18 protein-coding genes are annotated in these 22,078 nt (G+C 41.5%); 16 read left to right on the forward strand and 2 right to left on the reverse strand.

The features are described from left to right. Positions 1-100: 100 nt before the first annotated feature. The gene (locus DXB43_RS13695) at positions 101-337 is read right to left on the reverse strand and encodes a helix-turn-helix domain-containing protein (RefSeq protein WP_117697564.1); all 237 of its coding nucleotides are present in this window, start codon (positions 335-337) and stop codon (positions 101-103) included. Between the two features lie 220 nt (positions 338-557). On the opposite strand from DXB43_RS13695, the gene DXB43_RS13700 reads away from it, so the two are divergent. From DXB43_RS13700 to DXB43_RS13760, 13 genes are all read left to right on the forward strand, one after another. Continuing rightward, positions 558-1,025, forward strand: a complete 468-nt coding sequence (locus DXB43_RS13700) for a hypothetical protein (RefSeq protein ID WP_117947827.1) — start codon at positions 558-560, stop codon at positions 1,023-1,025. A gap of 282 nt (positions 1,026-1,307) precedes the next feature. Next, positions 1,308-1,586 (forward strand): type II toxin-antitoxin system Phd/YefM family antitoxin, encoded by a 279-nt coding sequence (locus DXB43_RS13705; protein ID WP_022243932.1) that lies wholly within the window; start codon positions 1,308-1,310, stop codon positions 1,584-1,586. Between the two features lie 5 nt (positions 1,587-1,591). Further along, the gene (locus DXB43_RS13710) at positions 1,592-1,909 is read left to right on the forward strand and encodes a type II toxin-antitoxin system RelE/ParE family toxin (protein WP_117947828.1); all 318 of its coding nucleotides are present in this window, start codon (positions 1,592-1,594) and stop codon (positions 1,907-1,909) included. Positions 1,910-2,314: 405 nt separating this feature from the next. After that, complete coding sequence (gene serS / locus DXB43_RS13715; protein ID WP_022243934.1) at positions 2,315-3,604, forward strand: serine--tRNA ligase; 1,290 nt, start codon at positions 2,315-2,317, stop codon at positions 3,602-3,604. A 259-nt stretch (positions 3,605-3,863) separates the two neighbouring features. Then, positions 3,864-6,563 carry an FAD-dependent oxidoreductase gene (locus tag DXB43_RS13720; RefSeq protein WP_117947829.1) on the forward strand — a complete coding sequence of 900 codons (2,700 nt, stop codon included), beginning with the start codon at positions 3,864-3,866 and terminating at the stop codon, positions 6,561-6,563. A gap of 18 nt (positions 6,564-6,581) precedes the next feature. Then, the gene (locus DXB43_RS13725; protein WP_117697576.1) at positions 6,582-6,926 is read left to right on the forward strand and encodes a hydrogenase maturation nickel metallochaperone HypA; all 345 of its coding nucleotides are present in this window, start codon (positions 6,582-6,584) and stop codon (positions 6,924-6,926) included. Between the two features lie 46 nt (positions 6,927-6,972). After that, positions 6,973-8,022: a DUF5692 family protein gene (locus DXB43_RS13730; RefSeq protein ID WP_117840600.1), complete on the forward strand. Its 1,050-nt coding sequence runs from the start codon at positions 6,973-6,975 to the stop codon at positions 8,020-8,022. A gap of 21 nt (positions 8,023-8,043) precedes the next feature. Then, entirely contained in the window at positions 8,044-8,706 is a 663-nt protein-coding gene (gene hypB / locus DXB43_RS13735) for a hydrogenase nickel incorporation protein HypB (protein ID WP_117947830.1), read from the forward strand. A gap of 354 nt (positions 8,707-9,060) precedes the next feature. After that, a complete protein-coding gene (locus tag DXB43_RS13740) occupies positions 9,061-10,302 on the forward strand; it encodes an ammonium transporter (RefSeq protein ID WP_117947831.1) in 1,242 nt (413 codons plus the stop codon). A gap of 23 nt (positions 10,303-10,325) precedes the next feature. Further along, positions 10,326-10,682, forward strand: a complete 357-nt coding sequence (locus DXB43_RS13745; protein ID WP_117947832.1) for a P-II family nitrogen regulator — start codon at positions 10,326-10,328, stop codon at positions 10,680-10,682. A 432-nt stretch (positions 10,683-11,114) separates the two neighbouring features. Next, the gene (locus DXB43_RS13750) at positions 11,115-12,812 is read left to right on the forward strand and encodes a carbon starvation CstA family protein (RefSeq protein WP_117947833.1); all 1,698 of its coding nucleotides are present in this window, start codon (positions 11,115-11,117) and stop codon (positions 12,810-12,812) included. 113 nt (positions 12,813-12,925) lie between these two features. Continuing rightward, positions 12,926-14,245, forward strand: coding sequence for an aspartate kinase (locus DXB43_RS13755; RefSeq protein ID WP_117947834.1), 1,320 nt, complete (start codon positions 12,926-12,928; stop codon positions 14,243-14,245). A 275-nt stretch (positions 14,246-14,520) separates the two neighbouring features. After that, a complete protein-coding gene (locus DXB43_RS13760; RefSeq protein ID WP_117947835.1) occupies positions 14,521-16,419 on the forward strand; it encodes a diguanylate cyclase in 1,899 nt (632 codons plus the stop codon). Between the two features lie 87 nt (positions 16,420-16,506). Here DXB43_RS13760 and DXB43_RS13765 read toward each other — a convergent pair whose 3' ends face one another. After that, a complete protein-coding gene (locus tag DXB43_RS13765; protein ID WP_022243944.1) occupies positions 16,507-16,959 on the reverse strand; it encodes a ferritin-like domain-containing protein in 453 nt (150 codons plus the stop codon). 159 nt (positions 16,960-17,118) lie between these two features. Between DXB43_RS13765 and DXB43_RS13770 the strand changes: the two genes are divergently transcribed. From DXB43_RS13770 to DXB43_RS13780, 3 genes are read left to right on the forward strand one after another with little or no spacing between them, the layout of a single operon-like run. Further along, positions 17,119-18,540, forward strand: coding sequence for an alanine/glycine:cation symporter family protein (locus tag DXB43_RS13770; RefSeq protein WP_117947836.1), 1,422 nt, complete (start codon positions 17,119-17,121; stop codon positions 18,538-18,540). Between the two features lie 51 nt (positions 18,541-18,591). Then, on the forward strand, positions 18,592-20,319 hold the full coding sequence (locus tag DXB43_RS13775) for an ABC transporter ATP-binding protein (protein ID WP_022243946.1): 1,728 nt from the start codon (positions 18,592-18,594) through the stop codon (positions 20,317-20,319). Between the two features lies 1 nt (position 20,320). After that, positions 20,321-22,072 (forward strand): ABC transporter ATP-binding protein, encoded by a 1,752-nt coding sequence (locus DXB43_RS13780; RefSeq protein ID WP_117947837.1) that lies wholly within the window; start codon positions 20,321-20,323, stop codon positions 22,070-22,072. The last annotated feature ends 6 nt before the right edge of the window (positions 22,073-22,078 follow it).

Genomic DNA, 22,078 nt, shown 5'->3' on the forward strand with positions numbered 1-22,078 from the left:
TGGATAAATCTTTTACAGAATGGGATTAGCCATCAACACGTTTTGTCCTATAACCCTGTAAAAAAGAGAGGAAAATTCAGAAGATGAAATTTCCTCTCTTTTATGTTGCATTTTTATGGCGTAAATGAGCTGTTTTTATATCAGAAAGACCAAGAAAATAATCGGAAGAAACACTATAGTAATGGCAGAGCTTCAGAAGATGGCGGATAGGAAGCTCATTAGCACCACGCTCATAGCGGGCGTACATGGTCTGGGAAGTTCCGAGAACGTCGGCAATTTCCTGCTGGGTTTTGTCATGGTCTTCGCGTAAATTACGCATTCGCTGTATATAATCCATATAATCTCCAAATCTGAAAATAAATCCGGAATTTTTCAAAAATAAATTTATATAATTCTCAAAAAAATCCAGAATATATCCTAAAAATAATATGTCTTGCAGAGGACTTTTTTAATTTATCATAATAAAGATGTTTACTATTGATTTTAGTAAATATATGTACTAAAATAGAAAGCAGTTCAAATGATAAAAGGAAGATAAACAGGAAAGGCGGACATTTATGAAAAACAGAAAGATTTCAACAGCAATAGCGGAAAAAGTTATGACAGGAGTATTAACGATACTTATGGCAATATCAGTTACAGCCTGTGGCAGCACGAAAGAGCAGGCAAATCCAGCTGCCACAGAAGTGACCGAAGCAGTTGTCACAACTGAGACAGAGAGCGAGACAGCAACGGAGGCAAAGGTAGAAAATGAGATCGTGACAGAGACCGAGTCAGTGACGGAGACAGAAACAGAGGAGCCGGTGCTGTTTCGGGTGAAGGTTACAAGTGAAAATGGAGCATATATTTCGGAAAAACCTACAGATTTTGCGTATGGTGAAATTATGCTATATGATTATGGAACAGAATTTAATGTTTACGAAGTTTATGAAAATTCGGAAGAAGATTCCATTTATTATAGAGTTAAGAATGAATCTGGTGAAAATAAATATATATGGGATGGAGATGTTACAGTTATTGACTAGCATTTTAATTCATCATGATTTTCAGTAACACAGTATTTTGGATATAAAGAACTGCAAAAATTTTCTTAAAAGAAAAATCGCTTAGACCGTGAATGTGCCAAGGCACATTCTTATTCCAGAAATGAACATGGATATAGTAAAAAGTAACAAAAATCCCTTCCGAATTTTGTTATGGGTTTTATGGTTTTACGATGGTTTACGATGGGTTTTACGAATGGAAAACTTGATAACATAGTCAAATCATGATATGATGTGACTATAATATAGGCGGAGGTGTTTTTTATGCATGCATTACAGGAAACAATACGACCATCTGCAGATTTAAGAAATCATTATAGTGAAATTTCAAAACAATGCAGAGAAGAAAATGAAGCGGTTATAATCACAGTAAACGGTCGTGGTGATACAGTCTCTCTTTCGTATGAGGAATATAAAAGAATGAAGTCAAGAATAGAACTTTTGGAAATTCTTACAGAAGCGGAAGATGATGTAAAGAATGGTAGAGTAGCACCGGTTCGTGAAACATTTGATGATTTAAGACAAATGCTTGGGGAGGAATAGAATTATTGAAATATGAAGTTGTTCGTACAGAAACGGCAGATGCGCAGATTAGAAAAATCGTATTGTATATAGCCGAAAATTTTGGTAATAAGGTTGCACTGGAAAAATTAGAAGAACTGGAACAGAATATTCTTGATTTGGCAGTTCATCCATTAAAGGGGGGAGAAACGCATTATCTGGTATTGAAAAGACAAGGGTATCGGGTGTTGATATTGGAAAAAAATCTGGTTTTCTATAAGATAAATGAAGAAAATAAAAGAGTTATAATCTATGCTGTTGTTGACCAACGCCAGGATTACTTAAATATAATCAGAGGATTGTAGAATCCCCTTGCGTAAATCCACTCTCCGCGCTATAATAGGAAACAGAGTAAAAACAGCGTTTGACGAAAGCTAAGATTGACGGAATAATTCAGAGAGCCGGCGGCTGGTGTGAGCCGGTATTAGGAAGCAATTGGTCCACTTTCGGAGGCTGGTGGTGAAAGCCACGGGTTCGTACCCCTTATGATACGCAATGAAGTGGTCGCAGGCAAAGAAGAGAAGACGTAAAAAGAGATGCGGCAAAATGGGTGGCAACGCGGAACGGTAGATAGGCCTTTCGTCCCATGTATGAAAATGCATGGGATGGAAGGCATTTTTTATGCGAGTAGCGAGAAAAATCGCATGCTTACGAATCAATCCTATAAAATTTTCAAAAAAAGCACATGATATCAAAGAAGGAGAACAAAGATGATTGATTTAAAATTCTTACGGGAAAATCCGGACATCGTAAAAGAGAACATTAAGAAGAAATTCCAGGATCACAAATTGCCACTGGTAGACGAGGTAATTGAGTTAGATGAGCAGGCAAGAAGTGCACAGCAGGAAGCAGATGCATTACGTGCAAACCGTAACAGTATTTCCAAGCAGATTGGTGCATTGATGGGACAGGGCAAGAAAGACGAAGCTATGGCATTAAAAGAGCAGGTAAGCAAAGATGCAGCCCGCCTTGCAGAGTTAGAAGAGCAGGAAAAAGATTTACAGGAAAAGATTACCAGGATTATGATGACAATTCCAAACATCATAGACCCATCCGTTCCGATTGGAAAAGATGATTCCTGTAACGTAGAAATTGAAAAATTTGGTGAGCCGGTTGTTCCGGATTTTGAAATCCCATATCATACCGATATCATGGATCGTTTCCATGGTATTGATTTGGACGCAGCAGGAAAAGTTGCGGGAAATGGCTTCTACTATCTGATGGGAGACATTGCAAGAGTACATTCTGCAGTTATTTCTTATGCAAGAGATTTCATGATTGACCGTGGATTCACATACTGTGTACCACCATTTATGATTCGGAGCAATGTTGTAACCGGTGTTATGAGTTTTGATGAAATGGATGCCATGATGTATAAAATCGAAGGTGAGGATTTGTATCTGATTGGTACTTCTGAGCATTCCATGATTGGTAAATTCATTGATACCATCAATGATGAAGAAAAACTTCCATATACCCTGACCAGCTACTCTCCATGTTTCCGTAAAGAAAAAGGAGCACATGGTATTGAAGAACGTGGTGTATATCGTATCCACCAGTTTGAGAAGCAGGAAATGATTGTTGTATGTAAGCCGGAAGAGTCCAAAGAGTGGTATGATAAGCTCTGGAAGAATACCGTAGATTTGTTCCGCAGCTTAGATATTCCGGTACGTACCCTTGAGTGCTGTTCCGGAGACTTAGCAGACTTGAAAGTGAAATCCTGTGACGTAGAAGCATGGTCTCCACGTCAGAAGAAATACTTCGAAGTAGGAAGCTGCTCTAACTTAGGCGATGCACAGGCAAGAAGACTGAAAATCCGTGTCAAAGGCAAGGATGGAAATAAATATTTCGCACATACCTTAAATAATACTGTAGTTGCACCACCTCGTATGCTGATTGCGTTCTTAGAGAACAACCTCAATGCGGACGGAAGCGTAAATATTCCAAAGGCATTGCAGCCATATATGGGTGGAAAAGAAAAACTGATTCCACTGGATTAATAGAAAATAAGAATTTTGGAAACTGATTTTAGAAAATGAGTTTCAAACAGTGAGAAAATCAAAAGAAACAGGAAACTGTGTTTTGTGTATAAAATTCACAAGACACAGTTTCTTTTTTATGAAGAACTATTGTGAAAAGTGTGATAATTATTGATAAAAATAACCGGATATTGTATAATATATACAAATACTGTGATGAATCACGACAAAAAACAACCTGTGAGGGGAGCAATACAGGTATCATACAAAGGAGGGGCACATGGCAGAACCAAGAGAATTGATTCTGAAACTCGGTCAGAAAATTACAGACCGAATCGGAGTGAAAGTTACGGAAAATGACCCGGAATACTGGGGACTTGCCGGAGTGGTAACGGATGAGATGGCAGAAGTTGCACTGGCAATGAAAGTCAGAGTACCGGCTACCGCAGCAGAAGTAGCAAAGAAATGTAAGAAGAGCGTAGAACGGACCGAAGAACTGTTAGAGCAGATGAGTGTCATCGGACTGATTGAATACAACCGGGAAAATGAAGACCATCATAAGCAGTACATACTGCCAATGTTTGTTCCGGGCTGTGCAGAATTCATGGTAATGAATAAAGAGCAGGTGGAAACACATCCGGAGATTGCAGATTTCTTTGAACAGATGTCAAAACTTCCGCTGGAGAAAGTTACACCTATGGTTCCGCTGGGTGGAGCAGGAATCGGAATGCATGTTATTCCGGTAGAAAAAGCAATCCCGGCAAACCAGCAGTCGGCAAGCGTGGAGCATATTTCCCACTGGCTCAATAAATATGATAAATATTCCGTTGGTGCATGTTCCTGCAGACGTCAGCAGCGAATCCGTGGGGAGGGAACCGGAGACTTAGAGGATGATTTGTGTATCGGTGTCGGCGACATGGCAGATTACTGTGTAGAGACCGGAAAGGGCCGTTACATTGATTATGATGAAGTAATGGAGATTCTGCAGCGTGCAGAGGATAATGGCTATGTCCATCAGATAACAAACATCGATGGTGAAGATAAAATCTTTGCAATCTGTAATTGTGCAGTTGGTGTATGTAATGCACTGCGTACATCCCAGCTTTTCAACACACCGAATATGTCACGCTCCGCATACCGTGCCAGTGTAGAGCCGGAGAAATGTGTAGCCTGCGGAAGATGCGTAGAGTACTGTCCGGCCGGAGCAGCAAAGCTTGGACAGAAACTATGTACCAGAGATGGCGGACATATCACTTATCCACAGCAGGAACTTCCGGATACTACGAAGTGGGGACCGGAGAAATGGAATCCGAATTATAAGGATGATAACCAGATTAACTGCTATGATACCGGTACTGCACCATGTAAGACAGCATGTCCGGCACATCTTCCGGTACAGGGCTATATTAAGATGGCATCCCAGGGAAGATATCTGGATGCATTAAAGCTGATTAAGACGGAGAATCCGTTCCCGGCAGTCTGTGGTGCAATCTGTAACCGCCGGTGCGAGGACGCCTGCACCAGAGGAACTATTGACCAGGCAGTTGCTATTGATGAAATCAAGAAATTTATTGCGGAACAGGAACTTCATGCAGAGAAGCGTTATATTCCGCCGATGTTAAATTATTCCGGAAAGCCTTTTGAGGAGAAGGTAGCAGTAATCGGAGCAGGACCGGCAGGAATGTCAGCTGCATTCTATTTAAAGAAAATGGGTTATCCGGTCACTGTATTTGAAAAAGAAAAAAGACCGGGTGGTATGCTGATGAATGGTATTCCGTCTTTCCGTCTGGAAAAAGATGTGATCAATGCAGAAATCGATGTGCTGCGCGAGATGGGGGTAGAATTCAGGTGCGGCGTAGAAGTTGGCGAGGACATCACTATAGCACAGCTGCGTGAACAGGGGTATAAAGCATTTTACATAGCAATTGGTGCACAGGGTGGACGTATGACCGGAGTACCGGGAGAAGACGCAGTAGGCGTAGAAACCGGAGTAGACTTCTTGCGTCGTGTCAATTTAAATGAAGAAGGCGTGAAATTATCTGGCAAGACCGTAGTAATCGGTGGAGGAAATGTAGCAGTAGACGTTGCAAGAACCGCACTTCGTACCGGATCTTCCGATGTATCCATGTTCTGTCTGGAATCAAGAGATATTATGCCGGCAGCCGATGATGAGGTGGCGGAGGCAGAAGAAGAGGGCATTGTGGTAAATAATTCCTGGGGACCAAAGGAAATCCTTACCGAGAATGGCAAAGTAACCGCAGTAGTATTCAAAAAATGTATCTCTGTACTGGATGAGAATAAACGGTTTTCACCAAAATATGACGAAGAAGAATTATTAACGGTTCCTTGTGACCAGGTATTATTATCCATTGGACAGTCTATTAAGTGGGGGGCTTTATTAGAAGGAACCAAAGTGGAATTTAATCCGAACGGAACCTTAAAGGCAGACCCGGTAACATATCAGACCGCAGAGCCGGATATCTTTACCGGTGGAGATAACTATACCGGACCAAGATTTGCCATTGATGCCATTGCAGCAGGAAAAGAAGGCTGTGTATCTATTCACCGTTTTGTTCATGAAGGACAGAGCCTTACTTTGGGACGTAACAGAAGACAGTTCATTGAGCTGGATAAAGACAATATTAAAGTTGAGACCTTTGACAATGCAAAACGTCAGGTGCCGGGACATAAGGCTGGAGATGCAAAGCATACTTTCCGTGATTTACGAAGCACCTTTACCGAGGAGCAGGTACAGAAGGAAGCAAACCGCTGCTTAGGCTGTGGTGCTACCGTAGTAGACCCGAATAAGTGTATCGGCTGTGGAATCTGTACAACGAAGTGCGAATTTGACGCCATCCACTTAAGCCGTGACCTGCCGGATGCAAGCCGCATGGTAAAATCAGAAGACAAGTTAAAGGCAATCTTCCCATATATGTTAAAGCGTGAGATTAAGATTAAATTCAAAGGCAGGAAGAAATAAAAAGCAGGATGTGAGTGTATGCATGAACTGGGAATTATCATTCATATTTCCAAAACATTAAAGGAAGTAGCAGAAGAAAATGAAGTGACGAAGATAGGTTCTGTTACTTTGGAAATTGGAGAAGTCAGCGGAATTGTCCCGGAATACCTTTTAGACTGCTGGGACTATTACCGGAAGAAATCGGACCTGTTATCGGAATCGGAATTGCGTATCGAGACGCTTCCGGCGGTAACCATGTGCGAGAATTGCAAAAAGACTTATCCGACTGTAAAATTCGGCAGACAATGTCCGTACTGTAAGAGTGATGACACCTATCTGCTGACGGGAAATGAATGCAGTATCAAAGAAATGGAAGCCTGCTGAGGCAGGCTTTCCAATAAATAATCTATCAAAGAAAGAAGGGGTTAAAATGTTGTTTCATGTTTATGGAGGAAATGGAATTTATCAGTGGATTGCCATGCTGGCAGTCTTAGCCGGACTTATTTTATTAAATGAGTTTGCAAGAAGAACCAAGTTTGGTGGACTTATGATGTTTGGAATTATTCCGCTGGCACTTACCGTTTACTTTGTTGTAATTGCAGTATGCGCAGGACAGGGCGTAGAATGGGCAGTAAATAACCAGACACATCTTTATATGAATGGCTGGTTCCATTATGCAAAACTGTATGCAGCACTTGCCGGATGTATCGGCTTTATGATGATTAAGTATGAATGGGGTATTGGAAAGAAACAGTGGTTCCGCGCATTCCCGTTTGTAATTGTAGCAATTAATATTTTGATTGCAGTAGCCAGCGATTTCGAATCCGCAATCAACGGCTGGTATTCCTGGTGGTTATCTTCCGAAGATGTATGGCTTTATGGTGGCTGGCACAACGTAATGAACGGAATCGCAGGAATCTTAAATATCCTTTGCATGACAGGCTGGTGGAAAGTATATTCCTCCAAAGACAAGAAAGATATGATCTGGCCGGATATGATCTGGGTTTACATTGTAGTATATGATATCTGGAACTTTGCTTATACCTACAATTGTCTGCCAACCCACTCCTGGTTCTGTGGTGTAGCACTGCTTTTGGCACCTACTATTGCAGCATTAATCTGGAACAAGGGTGGCTGGATTATGAACCGTGCAAATACACTGGCAATCTGGTGTATGTTTGCACAGATTTTTCCACTGTTTCAGGAGACTGCTGCCGATGGAACAACCTATTATCCATGGGCAACCATTTCCAGACAGTATGCAGACGGAACGGTAAATGGCATTGTAGCAGGAACTTCGAACAATGCAGATCCGACCGCAATGACAATCGTCAGCGCACTGGCACTGATTGTAAATGCCATTGCTTTAGGATACATCATTTACAAATCTGTAAAGAATAAGAAGAATCCGTATACCAACGAAGTATTTACAGACTTCAAGTATTATAAAGATGCACTGGCAAGAGCAGATGTAAAATAGGGTATAATTGAGGAACTGGAAATGAAAGTAATTGAAGTAAAAAGAAGTATATTTGAAAATAATGATAAGGATGCTGCCAGCTTAAGAGAACAGTTAAAGGGAGAGAAAACATTTCTCTTAAATCTGATGTCTTCACCGGGAAGTGGTAAGACTTCTACCCTGGTGCCAACGGTCAATGAACTATTAAAGGACTACCGGGTAGGAGTCATGGAAGCGGATATTGATTCCGATGTAGATGCATGGACGATTGCTGATAAGACAGCAGCAAAGGTTGTACAGCTTCATACCGGCGGTATGTGCCATCTGGATGCAGACATGACCAGACAGGGCTTGAAGGAGCTTGGCACTGAGAATGTAGATATTGCTATCCTTGAAAATGTGGGGAACCTTGTCTGCCCGGCAGAATTTGATACCGGAGCAGTGAAGAATGCAATGATTTTGTCTGTACCGGAAGGACACGACAAGCCATTGAAATATCCATTAATCTTTACCGTATGCGATGCACTTATTATCAATAAAATTGATGTGCTGCCATATTTTGACTTTGATATGGATAAGGTAAGGGAGTATGCATGGAAACGGAATCCGAATCTTAAGATATTCCCAATCTCAGCAAAGACCGGAGAGGGAATGGAAGCATGGTACTCCTGGCTGAAAGAAGAAGCAGATAAATGGATGAAATAAAGCATCCTTTTAGGTGAGAAAACAGCCGGAAACATCACAAAAAAACTAGCAAAAGAACAAAAAATAATTAATTGATTTAAAAATACCCTTGCAATAGGGATAAAAAAGTGCTATAGTCCTAGTTGTAGACGAAGATGTCAAAAACACGGAAACGTGTTTTTGGCATCTTTTTTTACTTTACAGGAAATTGCTTTCCTGCAAAGTAAAAAACGCTCCGCGAGGATGCACACTGCGGCGTATAAGGCAGATATCGTAAGCGACCGCCGCAGGCACGAGAATGTGCCAAGGCACATGCTTTGCTCCGTGCGCTACTCGCATAAAGAGTTTCTCAAGTGAAAAGAAGGAGGATTAGATATGAATACTGGAGATACAGCCTTTATGCTGATTGCAACAGCACTTGTGTTTTTTATGACACCGGGACTTGCATTTTTCTATGGAGGTCTTGTACGAAGAAAGAATGTATGTAACACGATGATGGTATGTGTGGCAATCATGGGATTGTCGGTAGTGCTTTGGACACTGTTTGGTTATTCCCTTGCATTTGGTGGCAACCATGGAGGTATCATCGGAGATTTCCGCTGGATAGCCTTGAATGGTGTAGGCTGGGAGGCAGGACCTTATGCAGATACCATTCCACATCTTTTATTCTGTGCGTTCCAGATGATGTTTGCCATGATTACACCGGCACTGATTACCGGTTCCTTAGTAGGAAGAATGAAGTTTAAGGCACTGTTTCTCTTTGTAACACTATGGTCCTTTGTTGTATATTATCCACTGGCACATATGGTCTGGGGAGAAGGTGGACTTTTAGCAGCGATTGGCTCTGTTGATTTCGCCGGAGGAGATGTGGTACATATCAGTTCCGGAGTCAGTGCATTGGTTCTGGCAATCATACTTGGAAGAAGACGTGGCTATGAGCAGGTAACTTATCGTATTCATAATATTCCGTTTGTTGTATTGGGAGCATCCCTTTTATGGTTTGGCTGGTTTGGATTTAATGCGGGAAGTGCACTGGCAGCCGATGGACTGGCAGCCCATGCATTTATGACATCTGCAATTTCAGCAGCAGCAGCCTTATTATCCTGGATGTTTATTGATGTTGTAAAAGAAGGAAAGCCAACCCTGGTAGGCGCATCCACCGGGCTTGTAGTAGGACTTGTGGCAATTACACCGGGTGCAGGATTTGTTCCAATCTGGTCAGCATTTATTATCGGAGCTTTGGTCAGCCCGATTTGTTACTTCGGAGTTGCACTTATTAAGAAAAAACTGAAAATTGATGATGCGCTGGATGCATTTGGATGCCATGGAATCGGCGGTATCTGGGGTGGAATTGCCACCGGAATTTTTGCACAGAAATCCATTAACAGTACTGCAAAATGGGATGGTCTGGTGTTTGGAGATTACCGTCTTTTCCTGGCACAGCTGGAAGGAATTTTAATTACCATTGTAATTGCAGTGGCTGGTACCCTGCTTTGTGTAGCAGTGGTAAGAATCTTTACTCCGCTTCGTGTGAGCTTAAAAGAAGAACAGCTTGGACTGGATGTAACACAACATGGAGAAAATGCTTACCCAAGCTTCAACGGATTAGACCAGTAGGAAAGAAAAGGAGATAATCAGATATGATGATTAAAATAGATGCAATTGTGCGGGAAGAAAAATTCGAAGATGTAAAAGCAGCATTAAATGCCATCGGAGTCAACGGTATTACGGTATCGCAGGTTATGGGCTGTGGTGTGCAGAGAGGATATAAGGAAATCGTCCGGGGCATGGAAGTGGCAGTGCAGATGCTTCCGAAAATCAAATTTGAAATCGTAGTATCTTCCGAAGAATGGGAACAAAAAACCATCGAAGCCATACAGAAGGCAGCCTTTACCGGGGAGGTCGGCGATGGCAAAATCTTCAGCTATGAGATTCGCTCCGCCCAGAAAATCCGTACCGGAGAGACCGGCTATGACGCATTACAAAGCAATAATTAATTGTGATGAATTAGACGATTACACCGGAGAGTAGCTATTTTTTAATTACAGAAGAAAATAAATTGCACCGTCCGTTGTGAAGTGATGTCTTTTAAAAACAGCTAGAGGGACATGGAATTTCGTTTGGTATCTGGCAATGCCGGCACATGGAAGTGCCGGCAAGGCGCATTTGAGCATGGATGCGAATATGCGCCGGTTGCCGGAAAAAACAGGATATAACCCGAAATTCACAGTTCCTCTTGCTGTTTTTATGTGACATCCATCTCAACGAATGGTGTAATTTATTTGACTCTGATATTGAGAAAAAGCGGCCACTAATGGATCGATAGATTAAAAAAGTAATATAAAATTGATTAAATTTAGACCTTGACATTAAATTTAAAAGGGAGTAAAAACAATAATTAAATAATTCATATGAGGAGGAATTTGAAAATGAATGGTTTAGTTATTGTATTAATAGCCATCGTATTGTTGGCTGCCGGTTATTTACTTTATGGACGCTGGCTGGCTAAGAAATGGGGAATCGACCCGAAAGCTGAAACCCCTGCAGTAAAATATGAAGACGGAGAGGACTTTGTTCCTTCATCCAGATTTACCGTATTCTCACATCAGTTCTCATCTATCGCTGGTGCAGGCCCTGTAACGGGACCAATCCTTGCCAGTGTGTTCGGATGGGTACCTGTATTCTTATGGATAGTAGTTGGTGGATTGTTCTTCGGAGCAGTACAGGACTTCGGTGCTCTGTACGCATCAGTTAAGAATGAGGGAAAATCCATGGGTATGATTATTGAAAAGTACATCGGTAAGATGGGAAGAAAACTTTTCATGTTATTCTGCTGGTTATTTACCCTTTTGGTAATCGCAGCATTTACAGATATGGTTGCCGGAACCTTCAATGCATATCCGGCAGGTGATGGTAATGCTGTATATGCTAATGGTGCAGCAGCAACCGTTTCCATGTTATTTATTGGTGTTGCAGTTATCCTTGGTATTATCTTAAAGAAAGCACCAAAGATGAACGAAATCGTAAAAGGTATCGTTGCAATTGCATTAATCGTAGTAATGTTTGCAGTAGGTATGAAACTTCCAATCTATACCAATAAGACCATGTGGATCTACATTATCATGATTTACTTATTCTTGGCATCGGTACTTCCAATGTGGCTTTTGATGCAGCCAAGAGATTATATGACAACCTTTATGCTTCTTGGTATGATTATCGGCGCAGTTGTTGGTGTAGTAGTTGCACATCCTGCAATGCAGTTAAATGCATTTAACGGATTCGTTTTAACCGGAGCAGACGGAAGCAAATCCTATCTGTTCCCGACCTTATTTGTAACCATTGCCTGCGGTGCTGTTTCCGGATTCCACAGTCTGGTATCTTCTGAGACATCATCTAAGACCATCCGCAATGAAAAAGATATGCCTATGGTTGGTTATGGTGCAATGGTAGTAGAGTCATTACTTGGAATTATCGTATTGGTCGTTGTTGGTGCAGTAGCTGTAAATGGTACAAAACCAGATGGAACACCATTTGCAATCTTCTCATCCGGTGTTGCCGGTTTCCTTGAAATGTTAGGTGTACCAAATGATGTGGCAACTGTATTTATGACCATGTGTGTATCTGCATTAGCACTTACTTCACTGGATTCTGTAGCACGTATCGGAAGAATGTCCTTCCAGGAATTATTCTATGAGGATACAACAGACCCTGCAAAAATGGGTGGTGTCCGCAAAGTATTAACCAATAAATATTTTGCAACAATCGTAACCTTATTCTTTGGATACTTATTAACACTGGGCGGATACAACAATGTATGGCCGCTGTTTGGTTCCGCAAACCAGTTGCTTGCAGCACTTGTTCTGATTGCACTGGCTGTATTCTTAAAGACTACCGGACGTACCGGCTGGACGCTGTATGTACCAATGGTAAGCATGCTGGCAGTAACCTTTACTGCACTGGTTCAGAAATTCATTGCACTGGTAAGCAATGTAATGAATGGAACTGCAGTATTCTTAGTAGATGGTTTGCAGCTCATTGTTGCAGTTCTTCTGATGGTATTAGGTGTTATGGTAGCAGCAAGCTGCTTTACCAAACTATTAAAGACCAAAAAACAGGAAGAAGCATAAATTGAATAGAAATTAAATTGAAATTTTTAAATGGAAATTACATTTACTTCTTTTCAAATGGGGAAAAATAAGATACAATCTTGAGTTATGAGATAGTAAAGGAGCAAATGACGATGATTAAGGTAGTTAAATTTGGTGGAAGTTCACTTGCAAGTGCAACGCAGTTTGCAAAAGTAGGCAGGATTATCACATCAGACCCGGAACGCCGCTATGTGGTACCAAGTGCACCGGGAAAACGAAATTCCAAAGATACCAAGGTAACAGATATGTTATATGCATGTTATGCTCTGGCGGAAAATGATGAGGATTTCGATAAGGAATTAAAAAAGATTGCAGAACGTTATGATTCCATTATTAACGGATTGAACTTAAAGCTTTCTCTGAAAGATGAGTTTGAAGTAATTGAGAAGAACTTTGCAGCTAAGGCAGGTTCTGATTACGCAGCTTCCAGAGGCGAATATTTAAATGGTATTGTAATGGCGAACTATTTAGGCTATGAATTTGTGGATGCAGCAGAAGTAATTTTCTTTGATAAAGATGGTAACTTTGATGCAGACAAGACAGATAAAGTGTTGAGCAAACGTCTTTCCAAGGTTGAACGTGCTGTAGTTCCTGGATTTTATGGTTCCATGCCGGACGGAAGTGTTAAGACCTTCTCCAGAGGCGGCTCTGACATTACAGGATCTATTGTTGCAAAGGCTGTTCATGCTACAGCATATGAGAACTGGACTGATGTTTCCGGTTTCCTGATTGCAGACCCAAGAATTATTGACAATCCGGAACCAATTAAAGTAATTACATACCGTGAGTTAAGAGAGCTTTCCTACATGGGAGCAAGCGTATTACATGAAGATGCAGTATTCCCGGTCCGTAAAGCCGGTATTCCAATCAACATCCGTAATACCAATGCACCGGAAGATGAGGGAACATGGATTGTGGAAACAACCTGTCACCAGTCCAAATATACCATTACCGGTATTGCCGGAAAGAAAGGCTTCGTATCTGTAAATATTGATAAAGATATGATGAATTCAGAAGTTGGTTTTGGACGTAAAGTGCTTTCTGCATTTGAAGAAAACGGTATTAACTTTGAACATATGCCATCTGGTATTGATACCATGACCGTATTTGTACATCAGCCGGAATTTGAAGGCAAGGAACAGGCGGTTGTATCTGCAATTCACCGCCTTGCAAAGCCGGACAGCGTAGAATTAGAGTCTAACATCGCCCTGATTGCAGTTGTAGGACGCGGTATGCGTTCCACCAGAGGAACATCCGGAAGAATCTTCTCAGCACTGGCACATGCAAATGTCAATGTTAAGATGATTGACCAGGGGTCATCTGAGTTAAATATTATCATTGGAGTAAGTAATTCTGATTTTGAAAATGCCATCAAGGCAATTTACGATATTTTCGTAACAACGCAGTTATAAGAAAACTGAAGAAAATATATAAAGAAGATGTAGAAAAAGAGACCTGTTATTTTGCAGGTCTTTTTTGCTTTACAGGAAATTGCTTTCCTGTAAAGTAAAAAACGCTCCGTGAGGATGCACACTGCGGCGTATAAGGTAGATGCCGCAAGCGACCGTCGCAGGCACGAGAATGTGTGATAAATGTCTGGTAAATAAATTTAAAGAGTTTCATAAAAAGCAGGTGGAAAGTCGGAATATTTGTGGTAAAATAAAAGAAATATGCTGGAGGGAACATAATGGAAGAACTGGGTAATATTGCAGTCTTTTTAGCTGGATGGAATAGTGAATATCAGACCAGATTAATCAATGGTATTATTCGTAAGGCAAAGGAAGCAAACTATGCAATCTCTATTTTTACCTGTCAGGCAGGGAGTGAGATTTCGGACAAGCATGTGCTTGGAGAAAATAAAATATATTCGCTGGCTAATCTTTCGCGTTTTGATGGCGTAATTTTTGCGACCAATACAATTTGGGAGAAAACAACAAAAGAGGAAATTATTCGAAGAATACATCACGCTGGCATTCCTGCAGTAAGCTTTGAGGAAAAGGTAGAAGGCTTAAGCCTGATTGGAATAGATAATTATAAGGCAATGCGGGAGATGATAGAGCATGTTGACAGTCATGGCTATCATCCAATTCATTTTGTAGCTGCAAATGCAACAAATGAAGAGAGTAATATCCGCCAGAAGGCATTTGAAGATTTTGTGGAAGAAAAGAACTATTCAACAGAAGATTATACGGTATGGCATGGGGATTTTTCCTTTGACAGTGGCGTACAGGTAGTGGATGCCATGGAAGAGGCTGGAAAGATACCACGGGCACTTTGCTGTGTCAATGATGAGATGGCATTAGGCGCCTGCAACCGTTTGAAACAGTTGGGATATCAGGTGCCACAGGACATAGCAGTAACAGGATTTGATGGCTCTTATGATACCCAGCGCTATATTCCGGGAATTACTACGGTAGCCAGACCAAAGGAGACACTGGGATATACCGCTATGCAGTTACTTTTGCAGGAAATTGAGACAGGGAAGAAACAGGAGCTGATTTTATCTTCCCGTGTTGCAGTGCATGAAAGCTGTGGCTGTGTTTTAGAGGATAAAAAGCGCGTGGTATCTGCGATAGAAACGTTATACCTTGAAAAAAAAGAAAATGAAAAATATACTTATCAGATACGCAATATGGAAGATGAGATGATGGAGTGCGAATCATTGGAAGAATTAATCTTCTGTATCCGCCAGAATATTGGGAAGTTTACGACAGAGGATGTATATCTGTGCCTGAATAAGAGTATTTATTATGAGATGACCGGCCGTGGTAACAGCATTTTACGCAACCGCACAATTACCCGGGATTATGAAAACAAGATATACATAACCAAATTAAATAATGAGGACGGCATGCCGGAATTTTATTCTTTTACCAGTGAGCAGATGTTCCCGGCAATGTGGAATGGCAGAGGTTCAGGGGAATATCTCTATATGCCGGTTCATTTCAGGGATAATTGCCTGGGATATATGATACTGACCGGTACATTGGATACAAAACATATTCCGAATTATTATGTCTGGATTCGTAATATCAGTAATGCATTGGAAAAGTTAAAGAATGTATCAGAACTTCGGAATGCTGCCCGTAACATTGATAATATGGCAGTCCGCGACAGCCTGACAGGAGTTTATAACCGGATGGGAATCAACCGATTTGTGGTAGATATGGTAAAACAGGCAAATACCAGCAGACGTCGATTGTTATTTATCTTTGCTGATATGGACGGGTTAAAGAAAATCAATGATGAGTTTGGTCATGAAGCGGGTGACCAGGCAATCTGCCTTGCAGCAGAGGCGTTGCAGGAGGCGTTCTGTGAAAAGGAACTGATTATCCGTTATGGAGGGGACGAATTCTTAGTGGTTTCTGATGCTTTAATCTGGGAACAGGCTGAAGAAAAGAAAGCTCAGATAACAGCCTTGTTAAAGCAGTGGCAGAGGGATGAGAAGCTACCGTACCGTCTGTCTATGAGTATCGGTTATTACCAGAAGGAGCCGGATACCGAGGCATCCATGGAACAGTATATTAACTGGGCAGATGAGCGAATGTATGAGATGAAATGTAAGAACCGTGAGCAGCGAAAATAAATAATAAGTAGAAAAAGCATGAAAGGCATTGGAGCAGAAAAATTTCCTGTTCCGATGCCTTTTTGACAGTTGCAATGCATCTGCAGGTTAAGCCATCTGATTTGCAGTTTTATAACGGTAAATCATTTCTGCATGCTGCTGTTCTTCCGTCTGGATATGGTTTAAAATCTGACGGACTTTTGGAGAAGCAAAGCTGAATAAATCGTTGTTGTATGCGGAAGATACATACTTTTCACTGGAAATGGAATCACTGCACAATAATGCATCATGCTTCTTGTCGGCATTTTCACTGGATGCATGGTAAGCAGCTTTTGGCTGATAGTTCTTCGGGGCAGCTATACCAACATCAGGCGTATCACCGGAAAGCAGACTGCTGATGGTGTCATAGTGTTCTGCTTCTTCTTTCTGAATGACCTCAAATAACTGTTTTAATTCAGGGTCTTTTGCTTCGCTGCTGTAAAAGGCATATTTGTCGCGGCAAAGTTCTTCCTGCTGTTTTAAATCATTTAACAGCATAGTCTCTTGTTCGGTTAAAATCATTTTGTCATCACCTCATCCGTAATATAACCCTAAAGGAGTATTTTTATACAAATTATGCAAAAAAAAGATAGAATTATTGATTGCACTTGATAACTGTGCTATGCTAAAGTGTATTTAACCATTTAAATTGGAATCAAAAGAGAATAGGAGCGAACAAAAATGTTAGACCAGATTAACAACATTCTTGGTAAAATTGATAATTTTGTCTGGGGTGTACCACTTATTGTATTGATCCTTCTGGTGGGAATTTTTCTTACCATCCGCCTGAAGGGACTTCAGATTAGAAAATTACCATTAGCAGTAAAATATTTGTTTGAAAATGAAAAGAGTGGCGAATCCGGCGAAGTATCCAGTTTTGCAGCACTTTGCACTGCATTATCAGCAACCATAGGAACCGGAAATATTGTCGGAGTAGCAACTGCATTGGTAGAAGGTGGACCGGGTGCGTTATTCTGGATGTGGATAGCAGCACTGGTTGGAACTGCCACAAAATATAGTGAGTGTCTACTGGCAATCAAGTACCGTGTGGTGGCAGAAGATGGTCATATCATCGGCGGACCATTCTATTATATTGAAAATGGAATGGGATCAAAGTGGAAATGGCTTGGAAAATTATTTGCCTTCTTTGGTGTGGGCGTAGGTTTATTCGGAATTGGAACTTTTACACAGATTAATGGTATTACCAGTGCAGTAAAGGGCTTCTTTGACCCGGATACCACATGGACAGTTGACCTCTTTGGAAGAACTTATTCCTGGACTGTAATTATTGCAGGTATTATTCTTACCATCTGTGTGGCACTTGTTATCATCGGTGGAATTAAGAGAATTTCTACAGTATCACAGGTCATTGTACCATTTATGGCACTGACTTATGTGGTTGTTGTATTAATTATTATTGTGATGCATATTACAGAGGTTCCAGCAGCATTTGCAACCATTATAAAGAGTGCCTTTGGATTTAAGGCGGTAGCCGGTGGTGCAATGGGAAGTATTATTGTAGCAATGCAGAAAGGTATTGCCCGTGGTATTTTCTCAAATGAAGCAGGACTTGGTAGTGCACCAATCGCGGCTGCAGCAGCCCAGACCGATTATCCGGTAAAACAGGGACTGGTTTCCATGCTTGGAACTGTAATTGATACACTGATTATCTGTACCATGACAGGTCTTGCAATCGTACTTACCGGTGCATGGGACATGGGCTTGGAAGGTGTTGCTGTTACAACCAAGGCATTCCAGCTCGGACTTCCGTTCCCAAATCAGGTAGCATCCTTTATCCTGATGGTATGTCTGGTATTCTTTGCATTTACCACAATCTTAGGATGGGATTATTACAGTGAGCGCTGTCTGGAGTATCTGACCGGACATAAGAAGGCTGTTGTAAAAGCATACCGCTGGTTATACATCTTAGCGGTATTTATCGGACCGTTTATGACAGTATCTGCTGTATGGACCATTGCAGATATTTTCAACGGACTGATGGCTCTGCCGAACCTGATTGCAGTTACTGCATTGAGCGGTGTGGTTGTGGCTGAAACCAAAGTTTATATGGATGGATTAAAAAAAGATAAGATTCAGCCATAGAAAGATAGGAAAAAGGGAATATTAGATGATCACTAATTAGGAGCAGGTACAGTGAGAAAGTTATTGCGTTTTTTAAAGGATTACAAAAAAGAGAGCATTTTAAGTCCATTATTTAAATTATTAGAGGCATCCTTTGAATTGTTTGTGCCTTTGGTTATGGCAGCAATCATTGATACCGGTATTGGCAATAAAGATGGCGGATTCATCTTGAAAATGTGTGGAATCTTGATTTTGCTGGCATTAGTGGGACTGACCTGTTCCATTACTGCACAGTATTTTGCAGCAAAAGCGGCAGTAGGTTTTGCAACTAAGGTACGTCATGCATTATTTGACCATATTCAGAAATTGTCCTATACAGAGATGGATACCGCAGGAACGGATACCATGATTACCAGAATGACCAGTGATATCAATCAGGCACAGTCCGGTGTCAATATGGTACTCCGTCTGTTTTTGCGTTCTCCTTTTATTGTATTTGGTGCCATGATTATGGCATTTACCATTGACGTAAAGGCAGCGCTTATCTTTGTGGTAACGATTCCTGTTTTATCCGTTGTGGTATTTGGAATTATGATAATTACAATTCCGTTGTTCCGCCGGGTGCAGGCATCTTTAGATAAAGTCCTTGGAGTAACAAGGGAGAATCTGACCGGAAGCCGTGTTATCCGTGCCTTTAATAAAGAGCAGGAAGAAATTGCAGATTTTGATGAGAGTAATGAGAGGCTGACGGATGTACAGCTCTTCGTAGGAAAAATTTCAGCATTGATGAATCCGCTTACCTATATTATCATCAACGTGGCACTGGTTATTCTTATCTGGACAGGTGCAATTCAGGTAAATATCGGAAAGATTTCACAGGGTGAAGTAGTAGCACTGGTAAACTATATGTCCCAGATTCTGGTGGAATTAGTAAAGCTTGCAAACCTGATTATTACGGTAACCAAGGCAATTGCCTGTGGAAACCGCGTGCAGAGTATTTTTGAGATGGAGACTTCCATGGTGGATGGAAATGGAAGCAAAAAGGAAGATACCGGATATACCGTAGAATTCCGCAATGTTTCCATGCGTTATAAAGGTGCCGGAGCAGATACCTTAACCGGCATTGATTTTAAAGCAAAGCCAGGAGATACCATTGGTATTATCGGTGGAACCGGTTCCGGGAAGTCCTCTGTGGTCAATCTGATTCCTCGTTTCTATGATGTCACGGAGGGACAGGTTATGGTAGATGGCATGGATGTTCGGGAATATAAGATTACGGATTTAAGAGATAAGATTGGTATTGTGCCGCAGAAAGCAGTGCTGTTTGCGGGAACCGTCCGAAGCAATCTTGCCTGGGGCAAAGAGGATGCGACGGAAGAAGAGATGCAGCAGGCACTTTCCGTTGCACAGGCAGCAGAAGTTGTAGATAAGAAAGACGGTAAGCTGGATGCGGAAGTAGAACAGGGTGGAAAGAATTTCTCCGGTGGACAAAAGCAGCGTCTTACAATTGCCAGAGCACTGGTAAAACAGCCGGAAATCCTTATCATGGACGACAGCTCATCTGCACTGGATTATGCTACCGATGCTAAACTGCGTCAGGCAATTCATAATATGCCAAACCGTCCGACCGTATTTATCGTATCACAGCGTGCCGCATCCATTATGTATGCCGATAAGATTATCGTATTAGATGATGGAACTGTTGCAGGAACCGGCACCCATGAAGAATTGTTAAAGGATTGCAGCGTATATCAGGAAATCTATTATTCGCAGTTTAAGAGGACGGAAGGAGGACACTGATATGAAAAAGGAATCAAGACAGAAGGAAAGCCTTGGAAGAATCCTTAAGTATATGAAAAAGTACTGGTTATTCTTAGGTTTGTCCATTGCATTAGCGGTGCTCAGTGTAATTTTAACCTTATACATTCCGATTCTTACCGGAGATGCCATTGATTATATCGTAGACAAAGGAAAAGTGGATTTTACTTATATTACACCGATCCTTAAGAAAATGGTGGTAGTCATTCTGATTACGGCAGCTGCCCAGTGGATTATGAATGTCTGCAACAATAAGATGACTTATAATATTGTCCGGGATATCCGTAAGGATGCTATCCGCAAAATAGAGATTCTTCCACTGAAATATTTAGACGCTCATTCCTACGGTGAAATAGTCAGCCGCGTAATTGCGGATGTAGACCAGTTCGCAGACGGACTTCTGATGGGTTTTACCCAGTTGTTTACCGGTGTGGTAACAATTGTCGGAACATTAGGCTTTATGTTGAGCGTCAATGTAAAGATTACGGCAGTGGTAGTATTTTTAACACCGTTGTCTTTTGTGGTAGCAGGATTCATTGCAAAGAAAACATTCTCCATGTTTAAGCTGCAGTCGGAAACAAGAGGAGAGCAGACTGCTTTAATCGATGAAATGATTGGAAACCAGAAAATTGTCCAGGCATTTTCCCATGAAGATGAGGCGTTGGAAAGTTTCGATGAAATTAATGGAAGACTGGAAAAATATTCCCTTCGTGCCTTATTCTTTTCCAGCATTACCAATCCGAGTACCCGTTTTATCAATGCGTTAGTTTATGCAGGTGTTGGCGTGTTTGGCGCAGTTTCAGCTATCCATGGTGGAATCAGTGTTGGGCAGTTATCCTGTTTCTTAAGTTATGCAAATCAGTATACGAAGCCTTTTAATGAGATTTCCGGTGTCGTAACTGAGTTACAGAATGCACTGGCTTGTGCAGCAAGAGTATTTGAGCTGATTGATGAAGAGGCACAGGTACCGGATGCAGAAGATGCAGTGGTATTAGAGGAAGTAAAGGGAGATGTGGATTTAGAGCATGTTTACTTCTCTTATGAGCCGGGGCAGAAGCTGATTGAGGATTTTAATCTCCATGTCAATCCGGGTGAGCGTGTGGCAATTGTCGGACCGACCGGATGCGGTAAGACAACATTGATTAATCTTCTGATGCGGTTCTATGATGTCAACAGCGGAATCATCCGTGTCAGCGGCGTGCCGGTTAAAGATATGACAAGAAGCAGCCTGCGCAGCAGCTATGGTATGGTATTGCAGGAAACCTGGTTAAAGGAGGGAACCATTCGTGAGAACATCTGTATGGGAAAACCGGATGCTACCGATGAAGAAATCATGGAGGCAGCAAAAGCTTCCCATGCCCATAATTTTATCAAACGTCTGCCCAAGGGCTATGATACGGTAATTGCAGAGGACGGTGGCAATCTTTCCCAGGGACAGAAACAGCTTCTTTGCATTGCCAGAGTTATGCTTTGCCTGCCGCCAATGCTGATTTTGGATGAAGCAACTTCATCGATTGACACACGAACTGAGATGAAGATTCAGGAAGCTTTTGGCCGGATGATGAAGGGAAGAACCAGTTTTATCGTTGCCCATCGTCTGTCTACCATTGAAGAGGCAGACATTATTCTGGTTATGAAAGACGGACATGTTATCGAACAGGGCAATCATGAAGAACTGCTTCAGAAGAATGGCTTCTATGCAGCCCTTTATAACAGCCAGTTCGTACAGTCATAGAATTGA

The organism is Roseburia sp. OM04-10BH (assembly GCF_003462605.1).
Taxonomy (GTDB): Bacteria; Bacillota; Clostridia; order Lachnospirales; family Lachnospiraceae; genus Roseburia_C; species Roseburia_C amylophila.